Genomic DNA, 16525 nt, shown 5'->3' on the forward strand with positions numbered 1-16525 from the left:
AAGGTGCATGCCTGGGGGCTTCTTTCTTGTGGTTCTAAACATCCGCACCGATGACAGACAGGCTGCCCAGCTTGCTGGTGATGAAGGGTATAAACAGGCACAGGTCGGACAGTCTAAAATCAAGAACGAATGGAAAGAGGCGGGATGCATGTTCAACAAGCTCAAATGGCGACATATGCGGCTGTTTATAGGATGTCTGCTCGTGCTGGCAGCGGGAGGAGCCTCGGGATGCGCATGGGACAATCCGCTGCCGCCGGAGGAGGCGCTGAACCGGGCGATTGCCGGTCTGTCGGGGGTGGATAATCTGGCCTTCAAAGGCAACGCAGCGATTCGCAGCGGCGAGGAGGGCATTTTTGAGCAAAATCTGGCCTTTGAGGGCGAGCTGAAACAGCATAACCAGTTAATCCTTTCCTCTAAGACGGAAAAAAATCAGAAGCTGGCACACCATGATATGCCGGCAGCGCGCCCTTGGATGGCGAGCGGGCATAAGGTGACGCTCAAGCGGAAGCAGGGGCAATGGAGCATGCTGTCGCCCGGCCATACAGAGGACATGTGGATGTCGCGGCTGAATCCGCTTGAACAGCTTGAATATGTAGGCAGGGCGGAGAAACGGGTTGCCGATGAGTCTGGAGCGGCCCGGGGCACGCGCGTGCTTCGGGTGGAGCTTACTGCCGAAGCGGCCTCACGGATGACGCGGGAAGCTTTGAATGAGCAGATGGAGGCCATCGGAAGAAGAATTGAGCAGAAGGGTGACCCGCTCTACAGCGACAATCCGTCTGTCCGGAAGCAGCTGAAGGCGTTGTGGCAAAAGGAAAATGACGAGCTTGCCAAACTGCTGCAGCAGGCGGAGGTGAACGCGGTGTATCATGTGACGATAAACAAGCGTTCCCAGCTGCCGACGAGGCTGACGATGGAACGGCAGTTATCCTTGCCGGACGGCGCAGGCGGGAGGCGGACCGAAACGCTTGTGTCGGATATTACGTTTGCCGAACCGTAAGGGCTGAAGCGTTTATTTTTGCAGCTGGGCGCTGACGCCGGAGTCTCTCCCGTGCTACAATAGGCTATGAATTTACCGCTGTTCAATTTGTTGGCAACATAGTGACAGCATCAGAGGAGGACTAGACAGATGCGTGACCCAAGAATACAGAAGCTGGCTGAAAATCTCGTGAACTACTCGATTGATATGCAGCCTGGCGAGAATGTGCTCATCGAGATGATCGGTTCCGAGCGCGATCTCCTCAACGCCATCGTCGAGGAGGTTTCCAATAAGGGAGGACGGCCGTTCGTTCAACTGACGGATCGGACGGTTCAGCGGGCTATGTTGAAAAATGCAACCCGTGAGCAGCTAGCGCTTTGGGCAGAGCTGGATTTGAACCGGATGAAGCAGATGGATTGTTACATCGGCATCCGCGCAGGCGAGAATGTGAATGATCTGGCGGATGTGCCGGAAGAGAAGATGAAGATGTACAATTCCATTTATTCACATCCTGTACATAGCGAGCAGCGTGTCAAGCATACGAAATGGGTTGTTCTGCGCTATCCGAACGCGAGTATGGCCCAGCTTGCCAATACAAGCACGGAGGCGTTCGAGGACTTCTATTTCGATGTGTGCAATCTTGACTATTCCAAAATGGACCGTGCGCAGGATCCGCTGGCCGAGCTTATGAGAAACACGGATAAGGTGCGGATCGTTGGCCCGGGGACAGATCTCAGCTTCTCGATCAAAGGCATCGGGGCCGAGAAATGCTCCGGCCAGAAAAACATCCCGGACGGAGAGGTATACACCGCGCCGGTGCGCGATTCCGTCAATGGTATGATCACGTACAATACGCCAACCTTATATAACGGCGTAACGTTCGAGAACATCAAATTTGTGTTTGAGAACGGTAAAATTGTCGAAGCGACAGGCAGCGACACGAAGCGCTTGAACGAAATTTTAGATTCCGATGAAGGCGCGCGTTATATCGGAGAATTTGCGATCGGCTTCAACCCGTACATTCTCACGCCGATGAAGGACATTTTGTTTGACGAGAAAATCGCCGGCAGCCTGCACTTTACGCCTGGCCAGGCTTACGAAGTGACAGACAACGGCAACCGCTCATCCATCCACTGGGATCTCGTGCTGATTCAGCGCCAGGAATACGGCGGCGGCGAAATTTATTTTGACGATGTTCTGATCCGGAAAGACGGTCTCTTTGTTTTGCCGGAACTGGAAGCATTGAACCCGGAAAATCTTAAATAGATTGGAAAATATGTTGCAAAAGAAAACGGATTCAATGTATCATGAAGGAGCAATGATGAGCAATCAGAGATCCTAAAGTTACGGAGGGATTCGTATGTCCAATAAGAACAATGAGGCCGTTGTCGAAATTTCGCAAACTGCCAGTCAATTTTCATCCTCCATTGTTCTGCAGGCCGAGAACAAGTACATCGATGTAAAGAGCATCCTAGGCTTGTTCACGACACTGGTAAGCAACCAAAGCTATGAGCTTCATGTCCATGGGCCTGATGCAGAAGAAGCGAAGAAGGCGCTGCTGGAAGTGTTTGATAAGCACGGCCTGAACGTCAAAGTAATTGAATAGACATTGGAGAGGCGCCCTTCATCCTTTTGTGGGATGAGGGGTGCTTTTTTACGCGGATGAAGCATACGATTTTGAGGATAGTAGATATTGTAATTTTACAGCGGCGATGAAGACGTCTATAATGCAAGAAACTGCTGTTAACAGGATAAGGTGTTCCGGAGCACGCACACCGATAGACGTTTTTATGATCTAGTCCTTGTATTGATTTGTGATTTCGACTAATATTAATGATAGTAGTTATCACTTGTTACTTGTTGTGATATTGACATAGGGGGGAAGATCATGACTTCATCTGATTTGCAGGAACAGCTGAATCTTAAAGCGATCAGTCTTCTACATGAAGATGCAGATAAAATTCTAAAGCTCATTGAAGTACAGATGGAGAATCTGGCAACCCGTTACTGCCCTCTCTATGAGGAAGTGCTGGATACTCAAATGTACGGTTTTTCCAAGGAAGTTGACTTTGCCGTTCGTGCGGGCCTTCTGCCGGAGAGTACGGGAAAACAGCTGATCAGCAAGTTGGAACGCAATCTGGCGCTCCTGTACGAAGCCATGAATCAACAAGCCGAATAGCCTGTCCTCGTACAGGCGGCATACATAGAAATAAGGCTATCCCCGATCTGCCGGGGATGGCCTTTTTATGTTCAGCTTGGATTCACAGCTTAAATTATTGATATAAACTAAAAACTGTTGTATTTAAAGCGCTTCCAATCATCCATACAATGAACACATGAAACAACATCATTCAGCATGAAGGAGGGAATGTCCATGAATCGGGTTTCATGGAAGGGAAAATCGCTAATGACGGTGCTGGCACTTTTATTGGTGATTACAGGCTGCAGCGGAGAGGTGCAGAAGGAGGGCAGCACTGCGGAAGAGGGGGGCATCGATCGGGAGAGCCCGGTGCTCACAAACCCCAAAGATTTCAAATTTGATCCGCCGGTCACTGTTTCGACCGGAATACGCTGGTCTGCACAGGGGGAGAACGAATTCAAGGAAGGGGAAACGATCCAGGATAATTTCCACACCAGATGGATGAGCGACTCCATGGGCATTAACCTTACCTTTGACTTTGTCGTTCCCAACCTGGAGGATTACCAGACGAAGCTGAGACTGATGATGGCGGGAAACCAGAAGCTGCCGGATGTGTTCACAACGAAAGTAGAGATGGCCAATGACCTTATCTCGGCCGGAAAGGTGCAGCCTCTTAATGATTACATCGATCAGTATTTGTCCGATAATCTGAAAGCGATTTATGAGAAATATCCGGAGGTGCTATACCCTGTCACTAGAGACGGGCAAATCTACGGCCTTCCGAATATGTTTGCGATGGATGAAGGCACCGTGATGTGGGTCCGAGAGGATTGGCTTAACGCGCTGGGCCTCGAGGCGCCAACCACGATTGATGAGATGACGGAGGTGCTGAGAGCTTTCACTGAGGATGATCCGGATGGCAACGGCAAGGATGATACGCTCGGACTCGCGGTTTCGCTGAAGGAAGGACCCTATAACTGGATGTCCTCGGCGGACGGTTTGGTCGGAGCTTTCGGCAACCATATGCCTTCCAAATATATATGGGAATATTGGAATCCGGACGAGAGCGGACAGTTGGTATACAACGGTATCCAGCCTGGAATCAAGGACTTCCTAGCGCAGATGAGAGACTGGATGTCCAACGGCTATGTCGATCCTGAAGCAGGCATCAAGGACGCTGCCAAGGCAGGGGAGATCGCTGCGAGCGGTGAGGCGGGCATTATTTTCGGACCTCCCTGGATGGATGGGTACCCGCTTGGAGGTGTAGAAGGGTTTAAGGCGTATCCGCTTCCAGCTGGACCTGGCGGGCAGCAGGCGCGCGCCGAAAAATCGATGGTCAGGGATTATCTTGTGTTCAACAAGGACTTCAATAATGTTGACGCCATGATGGGCTATATTAACAAGATCTATGCCGCAAGTTTCGGTGAAGAAGATCCATACTTCGATGAGGCGCTGCGAAACGGATGGATGGAAGGCTATGATTATGTGCTGCATGAAGGGAACGTGTACCGGGGCAATTTTGATGAGCATGGGATACCAAGTGATAAATGGCCGAACCCAGCCGACGCCAACGTCACCTATGACTTGACATTACCGTTCATGAACGGCATCATCCCATTCCAAAGCGACAGCGCATTCCAGAAATTCCTTTCCGACCCGGATGCAGACCCGGACAACATGGCGGAGATCAGTGTATCGAAGGCAAAGCCGCGCATGCTGGAGGCTGGGATTGTGCGAGTGTCCCAGAACGATAATGTGATTGTGAACTATTTCAACGGTCCGCCTACCAAAACGATGGTCTCCAAAGGCGAGCTGCTGATCAAGCTGATGACGGAGAGCTATTTGAAGATCATTTATGGCGACGAGCCTGTAGATTATTTTGATACCTTCGTCGAGGAATGGAAGAAGAACGGAGGGGATCAGATGACAGAGGAAGTTAATGAATGGTACGAAAATGTCAAGCAGTAACCACCACAGAATCATGAAAGGAAGGAGGGGAGTGTATGACCGAACCGGTATTCAATACCGATAAGAAGGCGCTGCGTCTCCCTACGAGAGGCTGGCGGGCGTATTTACAAAAGACATGGCCCCTTCATGTCCTTCTGCTTCCAGCCGTCCTCCTTGCTCTTGTCTATAATTACATTCCGATTATGGGCATTGTGATCGCTTTTCAGGATTACAAACCGTGGCTCGGCTTTGGAGGCTCCCCGTGGGTGGGGCTCGATCATTTTCGGTATTTGTTCGAATACCCCGACAGCATGCAGATTATCCGCAATACCCTGATCATTGCATTTGCGAAAATAATGACCAATATGTTTGTGCCGGTTATCTTCGCCCTATTGCTGAATGAGATACGCATCAAGTGGTTTAAACGAACGGCGCAAACGCTGGTTTACCTGCCGCACTTTTTGTCCTGGGTCATTTTGGGCGGGATATTTGTTGATATTCTATCTATCCGCGGCGGGATTGTGAACCGTTTCCTCGGCACGCTGGGAATCGATCCGATTGCATTTCTCTCGAACGGGGACTGGTTCAGATTTACAGTCATTGTGACCGATGCGTGGAAAGACTTTGGTTTCTCGGCGATCATCTTCCTTGCGGCGATTGCAGGCACGAACCCATCTCTGTACGAAGCTGCTGAAATCGATGGCGCAAACCGCTGGCAGCAGGTCCTTCACGTTACTCTGCCCGCCATAGCCCCGATCTTCATCGTTGTGGCGACGCTGTCGCTGGGCAGGGTGCTGGACGCTGGATTCGATCAGATCTTTAATCTGTATAATCCGCTTGTCTACAGCAAAGGAGATATCATTGACACATTTGTATACCGGGTCGGCCTCCTGGGCAGTCAATACAGCTTCGCAACGGCCATTGGTTTCTTTAAATCGTTAATCGGCTTCATCATGATCGTGATCAGCTATCGGCTGGCATACAAATGGGCCGGGTACCGGATATTCTAGGGTTGTAGAGAGGCCGCTTGCAAGAAGCTTTTTCTTAAGGATAGGAGGTGTGGAATGCGATTTTACTCTAAGACTTATAAGACGTTCCAGTTTTTCAATTATACATGTATCGCTCTGCTCAGTCTTGCCTGTATTTTACCGTTAATTCATATTCTCGCGGTGTCGTTCAGCTCCCGGGATGCGGCTACGGCCAATATCGTCAATTTTATTCCCATTGACTTCACTACAGCCGCATACAAGGAAACCCTCGGCAACAATAACTTCATTCGGGCGCTGTTGATCGGGGTGCAGCGGACGGTGCTAGGTACAGTGCTATCCCTGATCGTGACGATGATGGCCGCTTATTCGCTGTCAAAGGAGCAGCATCGGTTCCGCGGCAGAAACATCTACTCCTGGTACTTTATCATCATCATGCTATTTCATGGCGGGCTGATCCCCACCTATCTGGTGGTGAGCGGCACTGGTCTGATGGACTCGATCTGGGCCTTGGTGATTCCTTCGGCTGTCAATGTATGGAATATGATTCTGATGCTCAATTTCTTCAGGAATTTGCCGCAGGAGCTGGAGGAGGCTCCACTGATGGACGGTGCGGGACATTTCCGGACGCTGTTCTCCATCTTCATACCGGTTTCGATGCCCTCTGTGGCCACCATTATGCTCTTTACGATGGTCGTGCACTGGAATTCCTGGTTTGACGGCATTCTGTATATGACCAAGGTTGAGGATTATCCGTTGGCTTCATTTCTTCATACGATTGTGGTCAAGGAGAACTTCTCGGAGGTTGGTGTCGATTTGGCAGCACTTCATCAGATTTCGAACAGAACTGTCAAATCATCTCAAATCTTTATCGGAGCACTGCCTATCTTGCTGGTGTACCCGTTCTTGCAAAAATATTTTGTTAAAGGAATTGTGCTGGGCTCGGTAAAAGGTTAAAACAGACCGTTCTTCATTGATTTCATGTAAACTGACATTGAGACATCCTTTGAAGAGCGGAGGCGAATATGAAGCGGCTGAATACCTTTCAGAAAATCATTGTCCTGCTGTCGATCCTGCTGGTACCGGTCATCCTGATTTACACCTATTCCAATCGGGTTAGTATGAGCATTATTCAACAGGAGTTGATTCAGCTCACGCTGAACCAACAGAACTTTCTGACGGAGCAGCTCGATATGATTAGTGAGCAGCTGTGGAAATCGGCTTATATTACGATGTCCGATCCGAATGCGTTAATGCTGCAGCATCCTTCGATTACAAAACCGGGCTACGATACGTTTAAAACGATCGAGGCGCTGGAGCATCACCTGCGGCTGCAGAGCACATCGTACAGTTGGCAATATGAGCTTACCCTTTTTTCCCCCGTCACTGGCATGTATATTACTACCGATTCGAACCGGCAATTTGATAACGCTTACTTTAGTGAGCATTTTTATACGAATTGGTCATATGTCAAGCTCGATTCGGGTGCTGGCCAGCAATATTATTTTGTGCGCCATATGACCAAACCGTTCACGCTCGATGATCATCCGGAGGAGCTGAGCCTGATCCTGGAGGCGGCCATCCCTGCCAGTAACATTGCGCAAATGATGGAGCAATTTGCTGCGGGCAGGTCCGGGGAACCGATGTTTTACCATCCGGACTACGGAGGCATTACCCGCCATCTTGCCGATTTCGAAGGGACGGATCATCTCCAGGGTTTGCTCAGCGATTATCCATTTGAAGGCAACGGCTACGAAATTGTAAGGTCTGGCGGGCAAAAGTATCTGATGAATTATACGGAATCCACATGGCCGGGATGGTATCTAGTTGACTTCGTCCCGCTCAAGACAGTTATCGCCTCCTTGAATCAAAGCTTGATGTGGTTCTACTTCATGATGGCGTTGCTGCTGCTCATCGGCATTGGTTTCGCGGTCATTATATACCGCAGCGTGCAGCGGCCGATGCTGCAGCTGATTAAGGGGGTACGCAGACTGAAGCAGGGGAATTATGCTTTTCGGCTTCCGGTGAACGGGCAGAGTGAATTTCATTATCTATTCTCCGAGTTCAACCGCATGAGTGAGGAGACGCAGGAGCTGATCGAGAAGGTGTATGTCAGCCAGCTCAGAATTAGGGACGCTACGCTGAAGCAACTGCAGTCCCAGATCAATCCGCACTTTTTGTATAACAACTTTGCCTTTATTCAGAGCATGACCCAGATGGGGAACCGGGAGGCAGTCATCGCTTTTACCCAGCATCTCAGCCAGTATTACCGGTATACGACCCGTACCGAAATGACAACAACCCGCCTTGATGAAGAACTTGAGTTGATTCAAAGCTATCTGGAAATTCACAGGATGCAGATTCCAAGGTTGGACTATGACATCGATGTGCCTAGACATCTTCGGTGTTGGTCCATTCCAAGGCTCATTATTCAGCCGGTTGTGGAAAACGCGATTGTGCACGGCATCGAGAATTCGCTCAACGATGGGCTCATACGCGTAACCGGCCGCATGGAAGAGACACATGCGGTTATCACCGTGGAGGATAACGGGGGAGGAATCAGAGCCGAGGATCTTGAGCATCTTCGGAGCAGGATGAACCGTACGATGGATGAGAACATGGGATGCGGCCTGTGGAACATTCACCAGCGTCTGCTGCTGTATAACGAGGACGGGAATGGTCTTAGCTTTGCCCCCTCCGAACTGGGAGGATTGAAGGTAGTGCTCCGCTTCCGTGTTCAAGAAGAGAAATCGCTTAACAAGCACAAGCATTCGGAGGGATCAGAATGATATCGCTGCTTATCGTAGATGATCACCCGCATCAGGCCGACGGAATCGCCCATATTGTGACGGAGTCAGGGCTTCCGTTTATAGGAGCGGTTTATAAAGCATATTCCGCGAAGGAGGCGCTCGAGTGTTTTGCTGCCCACCGGGTTGACATTGTCATTACGGATATTCGGATGCCGGAGATGAGCGGGATTGAACTGATCAGCCGGATAAGGGAGAGCTCCAGACAGGTAAAATGCGTGCTGCTTTCCGGTTACGCCGAGTTCGAGTATGCCCAGCGGGCGATGGAATTACATGCTTCGAAATACCTCATGAAGCCGGTCAAAGATTCTGAGCTGCTGGATACGCTGCACAAGCTTCACGGTGAGATTATGACGGAGGCGAATCGGACCCAGATGTACCAGCAAGCAGTTCACGCAATGCGGGTGCATACCCCCCTGATCAGGGAAGCGTTCCTTCGGGATCTTATCGAAGGCAAGGCGATTCTGCGACGTGACCTGGAGCGGCGGTTGCAGGCCCTTGAGCTTCCGTTTACCGCCGGAGATGAGGTGTTGTTTTTTGCCATCCAGCTCGAGGATGACCTGTCGGGCTACAACGGGCATGACAAGGCATTGATCAGTTACGCAGTCGGCAATATCGGAGAAGAACTGCTGCAGGATTCATTTGATGTCTGGTATACGGCCATGAATGATCGGATCATCGCATTTGTGCTCAAGCCGAGGGAGAATAAAGGGCTGCACGCCGCAGACAGACTGGAGCGCAGGGCCAAGGAATTTCAGCGCAGCGTCTATCGGTATCTGAAACACATGATCTCGGTAGGGATTGTAAGCAGCCCGGTAGCTTTCCCCGATGAACTGAACGAGGCCTCTCACAAAAGCCGTCTGTTGTTCCGCAACCGGGAGGATAAAGTGGCTGGCCTGTTCGCTATCATCAGTGAACTTCCGCAGCCGAAGCTGTCGGGACTGATTGATTCCCTATACCAGCCGCCATCCCTCTCCAATCTGATGGAGATCGGGCGCTGGGAAGAAGCGTACGAGAAGCTTCGGGATATTTTTGCCGAGCTTGAACATAAATGGACGGATTCGCCAGAATATGCCCAGGAAGCATTTTTTGTCATCGCTGGTTCCTTCCAGTTTGTCTCGCATAAGGAAGGCAAGCAGCTGGTCGATATGATCGGCCCTTTATATGCCTCGATGCTGGAGAAGCATACGACCTGGGATTTGCGGAGCTTTCGCGACTGGGCTTTCAAGTCGCTTCAGTGCATAGCAGAGCTAGCCGAAGAACAGAAGCCGGGATACAGAAGCACGACACTTTCTCTTGCCCAGCGCATCCAGCAATATATTGAGCGTCACTTGAACGAGGACTTATCTCTGCCGCTTATTGCAGAGGAGCTTGGGTTTCACCCGGCCTATCTCTCTAAAGTGTATAAATCGGAAACAGGGCAGACGCTAAGCGATTACTTGCTGAAACGACGGATGGAGCATGCCGCTGTCCTTCTGCGAAAGACGGATTCCAAAATATACGAGGTGGCCGAACAGACAGGCTACCAAACGGCGCATTACTTTATCAAGCTGTTCAAAAATTACTACGGCGTTACCCCGCAGCAATTCCGCCAGGGCCAAAGCGGTAAAAGATAGGCCAACAAGTCAACAAGAAAGGAGTGGCTGTTATATGACATGGTGGAGCAGCAACAGGCTCAGGCTGATCCAGAATAATCTGCGTGAAGTCGACGCGAATATGGACGTTGATGCGCTCATCCATCAGCTTAAGCAACTGGAAGCCAATGTACTGATGATGAATGCAGGCGGCATATTTGCCTTCTATCCGTCCCGACTTCGCTATCATTATGTAACTCCCTACTTGAAAAAGGATCTGCTAGGCGAAGCGATAGCCAAAGCTCACGCGAACGGGATTCGCTTCATTGCCCGGTTCGACTTCAGCAAGGCGCATGAGTCGGTGTTCAGGCAGAGACCGGAATGGTTCTACCGTACTAGGGAAGGACGGGAGGTGAACTATTACGGCATCGTTCACACCTGTCTGAACGGGGGCTATCAGCAGCGTTATTCCCTTGATATTTTGACAGAAGTGTTAAGCAGCTATGATGTGGACGGCGTATTCTTTAATATGTTTGGTTATCAAAACTGGGATTACAGCGGGAATCATTACGGCATCTGTTATTGCGACAACTGCAGGACGCGTTTTCGGGAAATGTATGGTCTTCAGCTTCCGGAGCCAGAGCAGCAAGATGACTTCGTGTACAGGAAGTATCGCGAATTCCAAGAGATCACCGCAATGGAAATGCTGGATACCATCCACGATCATATCAAGGCGTTGAATCCGCAGACAGCGATCAGTACCTATCATCCACATAAGGTGGATATCGTTAGGCATGAGTCGGCTACCGCATTAAATCGCGCTTCTTCGAAATGGTTGTATTCGGCTGCGGAGAACGTGATGCCGATTTCCGGCAGCTATGATGACAAGCTGTCAAGCAACTGCTCCATTAACGCCATCGACCTGACCTACAGGTTCACAGGGGTATCGCGATATGAAACCGAGATTAGGCTGTACGAAAATTTGGTGAATGGTTCGGGGCTGGATTTTTGCATTATCGGTGTTTTCGAAGATTATCCGGACATGGACAATATGGATAGCGTCGCGAAGGTTTTTCGGTTTCACAAGAAGCACGAGCATCTGTTTGGCAGCTTCTCCTCCATGGCTGACGTTGTGCTCGTGAAGCCGCCGGCCTCCGAGCGGGATTCATATACAGAATACCTGGGACTATTCAAGATGCTGAAGGAGTCCCATATCCTCTTTGATGTGATCTCACAGAATCGATTGGAGCAGCTCCGCAGAAGCAGGGCCAGGGTGGTGGTGCTGCCGGGAATCACAAGGACGACAGCGGAGGAGCTGGATGTTCTGCTGGAAGCAAGGGATGGCGGCAAGCATATTCTGGCAACGGGAGCGGCCTTGTCCGCTCAAACGACCGCGCTTTCGCGCCTGTTCGGGACTTCGGTGGATACGATCATCGCCGACACGACGGCCTCCTATATGGTCGTGGATGATAAGGCCATGTACCCTGAGCTTGAGCGAAAGCAGTGGGTTATCGTCCAAGGTCCTTTTGCAGTCCTTCACCCCGGAAGCCAGGCATCCGCAAAACTCCCCTATATGGCGCCATCCAGCTTCGGACCGCCGGAGCGGGCGTACGGGCATGAGCTTACGGACCGCTATGGTCTCGTTCTATTCGGGAATACAACGGATAGCAAGGGGATGGGGGCGTACATGGGCTGGAACGTTGGCCGTTTGTACCATGACCACGGTTTTGCGGACCATAAATATATCGTATGCGGGGCGATACGACACTTGTTGAACGGAACTGCGACACTGCGCGCCAGAGCTCATCCCAGCGTGGAGATCAACCTCCACCGGTTGCCGGATGAATCCTATATGCTGCAATTGTTGAATTTATCGGGCTTTAATGGATCGACCTATGAAGCGCCGATTGATATGCATGATATTGAGATTCAATTGCGAGGAATCGGCCAGGTTGACCATGTGGAAGCTTTGGTTGATGGTCAGACGGCTGAGCTTCAAAGGGACGAAAACTTGATCGCCCTCAAGATTCCCAAGCTTGGGGTCTATGCCGCCTATCATCTGCAGGGTAACACGTAGGGCACAGTTGTCACAAAAAGGAGGAACTTATTCATGTCCGCTAACGAATGGTGGTGGCATCAGCCGCTTCGCATCATCCAGCCCAACATGCAGGTGAAGGACACGGCGCGGATTGACCCTGAGCGGCTGGCCAAACAACTGAAAGAGATGTGTGCCAATACGGTTGTTTTTAATGTGGGCGGGATATACGCCTGGTACAGGAGCGAGGTTCCGTTTCACCACGTGAATGAATTTCTGCCGGATCAGGGGGATCTGCTGCAGGAGATGATTGAGTGCTTTCATCGGGAGGGCTTGCGGTTTGTGGCAAGATACGATTTCAGCAAGGCGGATGACTTCGTATATCAGCATCGGCCAGAGTGGTTTGTGCGAAGCAAGGACGGAGAACCGGAGATCATCGGAGCCAAGCGGCCGGGGAATTGGTCGCTATTGATGTCCACCTGCATCAATACCGGATATCGCAACGAAGCGCTGGCTGTGCCGGTACTGCGGGAAACGCTGAATCAATATGATATCGACGGCGTTTTTTTCAATAATCCGGGTACGATTCCTTGCTTGTGCGGAAATTGCCAGGACAAATACCAGGAGCTGTACGGATATCCGATGCCGGAGAATCAAGCCGAGCTGGACCGAACCTGGGGCTCGATATGTCTTCGCCACAATATGGAGCTGCTGAACGGCACGATCAAGGAGATCCGGAAGGAGGTGCCGGTACTCGGGTATTATAATCTGTTTCATGAAAGCTTAGAGGATCGGAAGGCCGGAAGCGATCTGCTATGCACAGAGCCGCAAAATGTCCTTTCTCGCGGGTATCGCCATATCCCGGAATTTTGGAAGCCTGCGCTGAGCATTAAGCTGGGCCGGGGCAAGGCACTCGCCGCTCCGCCGCTCGGCATTGTTCATTCCTGCCCCGGGATGGATTGGAGGCATACCGGGATGCCGCCGGCTGAATACGCGTTCTGGTTGGCACAAATTCCGGCATATGGGGGCCAGATTTGGCATTCGTTGACCGGAATTCCTGACACGATTACGGATAAGCGTATTCTGAGAACGGTAAAGGCTCATAACTCCCGGGAAGAGAAGTTGGCAGAAGAGATGCATGAAGTAGAAGCTCTGGCGGAGACAGCCCTGCTATGGCATTCAGGCAGGTCGGTAGGGGGCTGGGCGGACGGGCTTGTCAGCCGCCAAATTCCGTTTGACATCCTGCCGCAGGAAGAAGCCGGCCTGGTGACGTTGAAACGGTATCGCACTGTAATCGTTCCGGAATTGTATCCGATCGGCCAGAGGGAACTGTCCTCGTGGCGGGCATATGTAGAGCAAGGCGGAAACCTCGTGGTGGAGGGGAGATTAAGCAGCGGCCCGTTCAGGAAGGAGCTTGCCGACCTGCTTGGCATTGAGCCTGCCATGACGGTCAGCGAGCATTTGACGGCAAGCTACCTGCGGTTCGAAGGAACCGCAAATCCGCTGCAGAAGGGGATGGAGGATACACAGCTGATTCCCCATAGGGGGCATGTTGTTTACTGCAAGCCATCCCCTGACGCTCACGTTCTGGCCACGCTGGTGCCGCCGTTTTCTCCGCTGGAAAGTGTCGGAGCTCCGCCGGAGAGAGCCTCTCTATCCGTGCCCAGAACCGATATTCCACTCGTGGTAAGGCATGAGAAGGGTCTGGGGAGTGTGCTGTTCCTAACGTTTTCGCTCAGTGAATTAATTGATGAATTTAAACTAGGAGAGCATTATCAGCTGCTGGACAATCTGATCGATTTAAGTAACCGGGGGGAACGGCTGCTGCGCGTTGCGCCGAATGCCGGACTTCAGGCTACAATATACCGCAACCGGAACGGCTTCCTGCTTCATTTTGTCAACGGAACGGGAAGAAGACCGCTAGCCCAGCCGGTTCCGCTTCATCATCTTGAGGTGAGGCTTCCTCTCTCGTTAACAGGCGGGATCGCGGAAGTGAATGGCCTGCTGGAGAACGGGAAGCTTCCCTTTACGACAGACGGCGCTGAGCTGCGGTTTACCGTGCCGCAGGTTCAAGTTTGGGAAGCTGTGAAAATCACCTGCGGGCATAAGGAACCCGAGCAGGCACGCTGACAATCGTTCGAATAGCAGGGGCACCTTAGATAGAGGCGGATAATCCTGGAAACCAAGATCAGATTCTATATATGGCAGGAGAGGGGAACAGAAGAATGACTGTACAATTGGACAACGCAAGAATCGGTTTTATCGGAACGGGCGTTATGGGAAGCAGCATGGCCAAGCATTTACAGCAGGGAGGATACAAGCTTTCCATTTATACACGGACCAAAGCGAAAGCACAGGAGCTGCTTGATCTGGGGATGGAATGGAAGGCCTCCCCGGGAGAGCTGGCTGCCGAATGCGACGTCGTGATCACGATGGTGGGTTATCCAAGTGATGTTAGAGCTCTTTATCTGGGTGAGGACAGAGTGATTGATCATGCACGGCCAGGGACATACCTCATCGATATGACAACATCAAGCCCGCTTCTGGCCAAGCAAATTTATGAATCGGCCTGCTTAAAGGGGCTGCATGCGTTGGATGCCCCTGTATCAGGGGGAGATGTTGGGGCAAGGAATGGGACGCTATCCATCATGGTGGGAGGAGATGACCAAGCGTTCAACACCGTCCTCCCGATCTTTGAACAGATGGGCAACCGCATCGTACTGCAGGGAGGTCCTGGAGCCGGTCAACACACGAAGATGGTGAATCAGATCGCCATAGCTTCCAATATGGTTGGGGTATGCGAAGCGCTTGTGTATGCTGCGGAGGCGGGTCTGGATCTGAAAAAGGTGCTGAGCAGCATTGAGACAGGCGCTGCCGGGAGCTGGTCTTTGAGCAACCTTGCCCCTAGGATCATCGAGGGAGACTTCGAGCCTGGCTTTTATGTGAAGCATTTCATCAAGGACATGGAAATTGCGCTGCAGGTGGCGGATGACATGAAGATTGAGCTTCCAGGCCTATCGCTGGCTCGTCAGTTATATGCCCGGATCGCTGAAGCCGGGTTAACCGAGAAGGGAACGCATGCGCTTTATCTGGCTTGGGATAAGAATGAAGGTGCACAAGGGGGCGAAGGAGGGCGTTATCATCCATGAGGCACTTAAAGATAGGTGCCCTAATCAAGGGTGTCTACGCGGAGGAAGTTATTCCCTATTACCTGGATCATGGCTTTGAAAGCTTTGGCATCACTTACTGGCAGACGACAGGCGACATCGATCTTAAAGAGCAAGCCAAGCGAGTTCGCGAGCTGCTGGGCGGCAGCGGAGCTGTTGTGTCCAGCCTGACGGTTTTTGGCAATCCCCTAACCGGTACCGGCGATAATGCCGACACCTTGGCAAGCTGGGAGCGCGCGATCGACCATGCCGCCGCATTCGGCTGCGACGTGGTATCCGGATTTACAGGACGGATTCCGGACGAACCGATCCCGGCTTCTTTGCCGAAGTTCAAGCAGGTATTCGGCGAGCTTGCCCGCAGGGCAGAGGATCGCGGAGTCCGCTTGGCCTTTGAAAACTGCGATATGCACGGCACATGGGACAAGGGCGACTGGAACATCGCCCACAACCCGACTGCATGGGAGCTTATGTTTGACGCGCTGCCGAATGACAACCTGGGACTGCAGTGGGAGCCGTGCCATCAGATGGTCAGCCTGATCGATCCGATTGCCCAGCTAAGGAGATGGGCATCCAAGATTTTTCATGTACACGGCAAGGATGCCACCATCGCATGGGATGTCATTCGGGAGCATGGCATCCATGGTCCTCATCCGTTTGTGTGGCACCGGACGCCTGGCTTCGGGGATACGAACTGGACGGATGTAGTGACGATACTGATGCAACAAGGCTATGAAGGCAGCATCGACATCGAAGGCAGGCATGACCCGGTCTTCAAGGACGAGCTGGAGATGAGCGCGCAGGTAAGCTCGCTTCAATATTTGAAACGATGCCGGGGCGGTGAATATGTCACGAATCCACGGATTTCATACGGCAGCGGAAAGCTGTAGCGGGGA

13 protein-coding genes are annotated in these 16525 nt (G+C 51.6%); all 13 read left to right on the top strand.

Features of this window, described 5'->3' with window-relative positions; all coding sequences use genetic code 11:
- Nucleotides 1–28 precede the first annotated feature (28 nt).
- The 13 genes from CHH67_RS01860 (at nucleotide 29) to CHH67_RS01920 (ending at nucleotide 16519) form a co-directional block, all read left to right on the top strand.
- On the top strand, nucleotides 29–997 hold the full coding sequence (locus CHH67_RS01860) for a hypothetical protein (protein WP_244908056.1): 969 nt from the start codon (nucleotides 29–31) through the stop codon (nucleotides 995–997).
- 129 nt (nucleotides 998–1126) lie between these two features.
- A complete protein-coding gene (locus tag CHH67_RS01865) occupies nucleotides 1127–2242 on the top strand; it encodes an aminopeptidase (protein ID WP_095263275.1) in 1116 nt (371 codons plus the stop codon).
- 94 nt (nucleotides 2243–2336) lie between these two features.
- Nucleotides 2337–2582 (top strand): HPr family phosphocarrier protein, encoded by a 246-nt coding sequence (locus CHH67_RS01870; RefSeq protein ID WP_095263276.1) that lies wholly within the window; start codon nucleotides 2337–2339, stop codon nucleotides 2580–2582.
- A 282-nt stretch (nucleotides 2583–2864) separates the two neighbouring features.
- The gene (locus CHH67_RS01875; RefSeq protein WP_095263277.1) at nucleotides 2865–3155 is read left to right on the top strand and encodes an Fpa/YlaN family protein; all 291 of its coding nucleotides are present in this window, start codon (nucleotides 2865–2867) and stop codon (nucleotides 3153–3155) included.
- A gap of 195 nt (nucleotides 3156–3350) precedes the next feature.
- The gene (locus CHH67_RS01880; protein ID WP_176475455.1) at nucleotides 3351–5084 is read left to right on the top strand and encodes an extracellular solute-binding protein; all 1734 of its coding nucleotides are present in this window, start codon (nucleotides 3351–3353) and stop codon (nucleotides 5082–5084) included.
- Between the two features lie 35 nt (nucleotides 5085–5119).
- A complete protein-coding gene (locus CHH67_RS01885) occupies nucleotides 5120–6073 on the top strand; it encodes an ABC transporter permease (RefSeq protein ID WP_095263279.1) in 954 nt (317 codons plus the stop codon).
- Between the two features lie 54 nt (nucleotides 6074–6127).
- Nucleotides 6128–7006: a carbohydrate ABC transporter permease gene (locus CHH67_RS01890; RefSeq protein ID WP_095263280.1), complete on the top strand. Its 879-nt coding sequence runs from the start codon at nucleotides 6128–6130 to the stop codon at nucleotides 7004–7006.
- Between the two features lie 68 nt (nucleotides 7007–7074).
- Nucleotides 7075–8838, top strand: coding sequence for a sensor histidine kinase (locus tag CHH67_RS01895; protein WP_095263281.1), 1764 nt, complete (start codon nucleotides 7075–7077; stop codon nucleotides 8836–8838).
- Nucleotides 8835–10472 (top strand): response regulator transcription factor, encoded by a 1638-nt coding sequence (locus tag CHH67_RS01900; protein ID WP_095263282.1) that lies wholly within the window; start codon nucleotides 8835–8837, stop codon nucleotides 10470–10472. Before CHH67_RS01895 ends, CHH67_RS01900 begins: the two co-directional genes overlap by 4 nt.
- Before the next feature lie 34 nt (nucleotides 10473–10506).
- Nucleotides 10507–12507 carry an alpha-amylase family protein gene (locus CHH67_RS01905; RefSeq protein WP_095263283.1) on the top strand — a complete coding sequence of 667 codons (2001 nt, stop codon included), beginning with the start codon at nucleotides 10507–10509 and terminating at the stop codon, nucleotides 12505–12507.
- 33 nt (nucleotides 12508–12540) lie between these two features.
- Nucleotides 12541–14595: an alpha-amylase family protein gene (locus CHH67_RS01910; protein WP_095263284.1), complete on the top strand. Its 2055-nt coding sequence runs from the start codon at nucleotides 12541–12543 to the stop codon at nucleotides 14593–14595.
- 95 nt (nucleotides 14596–14690) lie between these two features.
- Nucleotides 14691–15614: an NAD(P)-dependent oxidoreductase gene (locus CHH67_RS01915; RefSeq protein ID WP_095263285.1), complete on the top strand. Its 924-nt coding sequence runs from the start codon at nucleotides 14691–14693 to the stop codon at nucleotides 15612–15614.
- Complete coding sequence (locus CHH67_RS01920; RefSeq protein WP_095263286.1) at nucleotides 15611–16519, top strand: sugar phosphate isomerase/epimerase family protein; 909 nt, start codon at nucleotides 15611–15613, stop codon at nucleotides 16517–16519. The genes CHH67_RS01915 and CHH67_RS01920 overlap by 4 nt, the downstream gene beginning before the upstream one ends.
- The last annotated feature ends 6 nt before the right edge of the window (nucleotides 16520–16525 follow it).

Source organism: Paenibacillus campinasensis, assembly GCF_002272015.1.
In the GTDB taxonomy this organism is placed as follows: Bacteria; Bacillota; Bacilli; order Paenibacillales; family Paenibacillaceae; genus Paenibacillus_AQ; species Paenibacillus_AQ campinasensis.

Excerpts from the sequence above, each read along its gene's own strand:
- CHH67_RS01890 (WP_095263280.1), top strand. The coding sequence starts at position 6,128 with ATGCGATTTTACTCTAAGACTTATAAGACGTTCCAGTTTTTCAATTAT.
- CHH67_RS01875 (WP_095263277.1), top strand. The coding sequence starts at position 2,865 with ATGACTTCATCTGATTTGCAGGAACAGCTGAATCTTAAAGCGATCAGT.
- CHH67_RS01905 (WP_095263283.1), top strand. The coding sequence starts at position 10,507 with ATGACATGGTGGAGCAGCAACAGGCTCAGGCTGATCCAGAATAATCTG.
- CHH67_RS01915 (WP_095263285.1), top strand. The coding sequence starts at position 14,691 with ATGACTGTACAATTGGACAACGCAAGAATCGGTTTTATCGGAACGGGC.
- CHH67_RS01900 (WP_095263282.1), top strand. The coding sequence starts at position 8,835 with ATGATATCGCTGCTTATCGTAGATGATCACCCGCATCAGGCCGACGGA.
- CHH67_RS01865 (WP_095263275.1), top strand. The coding sequence starts at position 1,127 with ATGCGTGACCCAAGAATACAGAAGCTGGCTGAAAATCTCGTGAACTAC.
- CHH67_RS01885 (WP_095263279.1), top strand. The coding sequence starts at position 5,120 with ATGACCGAACCGGTATTCAATACCGATAAGAAGGCGCTGCGTCTCCCT.
- CHH67_RS01920 (WP_095263286.1), top strand. The coding sequence starts at position 15,611 with ATGAGGCACTTAAAGATAGGTGCCCTAATCAAGGGTGTCTACGCGGAG.
- CHH67_RS01880 (WP_176475455.1), top strand. The coding sequence starts at position 3,351 with ATGAATCGGGTTTCATGGAAGGGAAAATCGCTAATGACGGTGCTGGCA.
- CHH67_RS01910 (WP_095263284.1), top strand. The coding sequence starts at position 12,541 with ATGTCCGCTAACGAATGGTGGTGGCATCAGCCGCTTCGCATCATCCAG.
- CHH67_RS01870 (WP_095263276.1), top strand. The coding sequence starts at position 2,337 with ATGTCCAATAAGAACAATGAGGCCGTTGTCGAAATTTCGCAAACTGCC.
- CHH67_RS01895 (WP_095263281.1), top strand. The coding sequence starts at position 7,075 with ATGAAGCGGCTGAATACCTTTCAGAAAATCATTGTCCTGCTGTCGATC.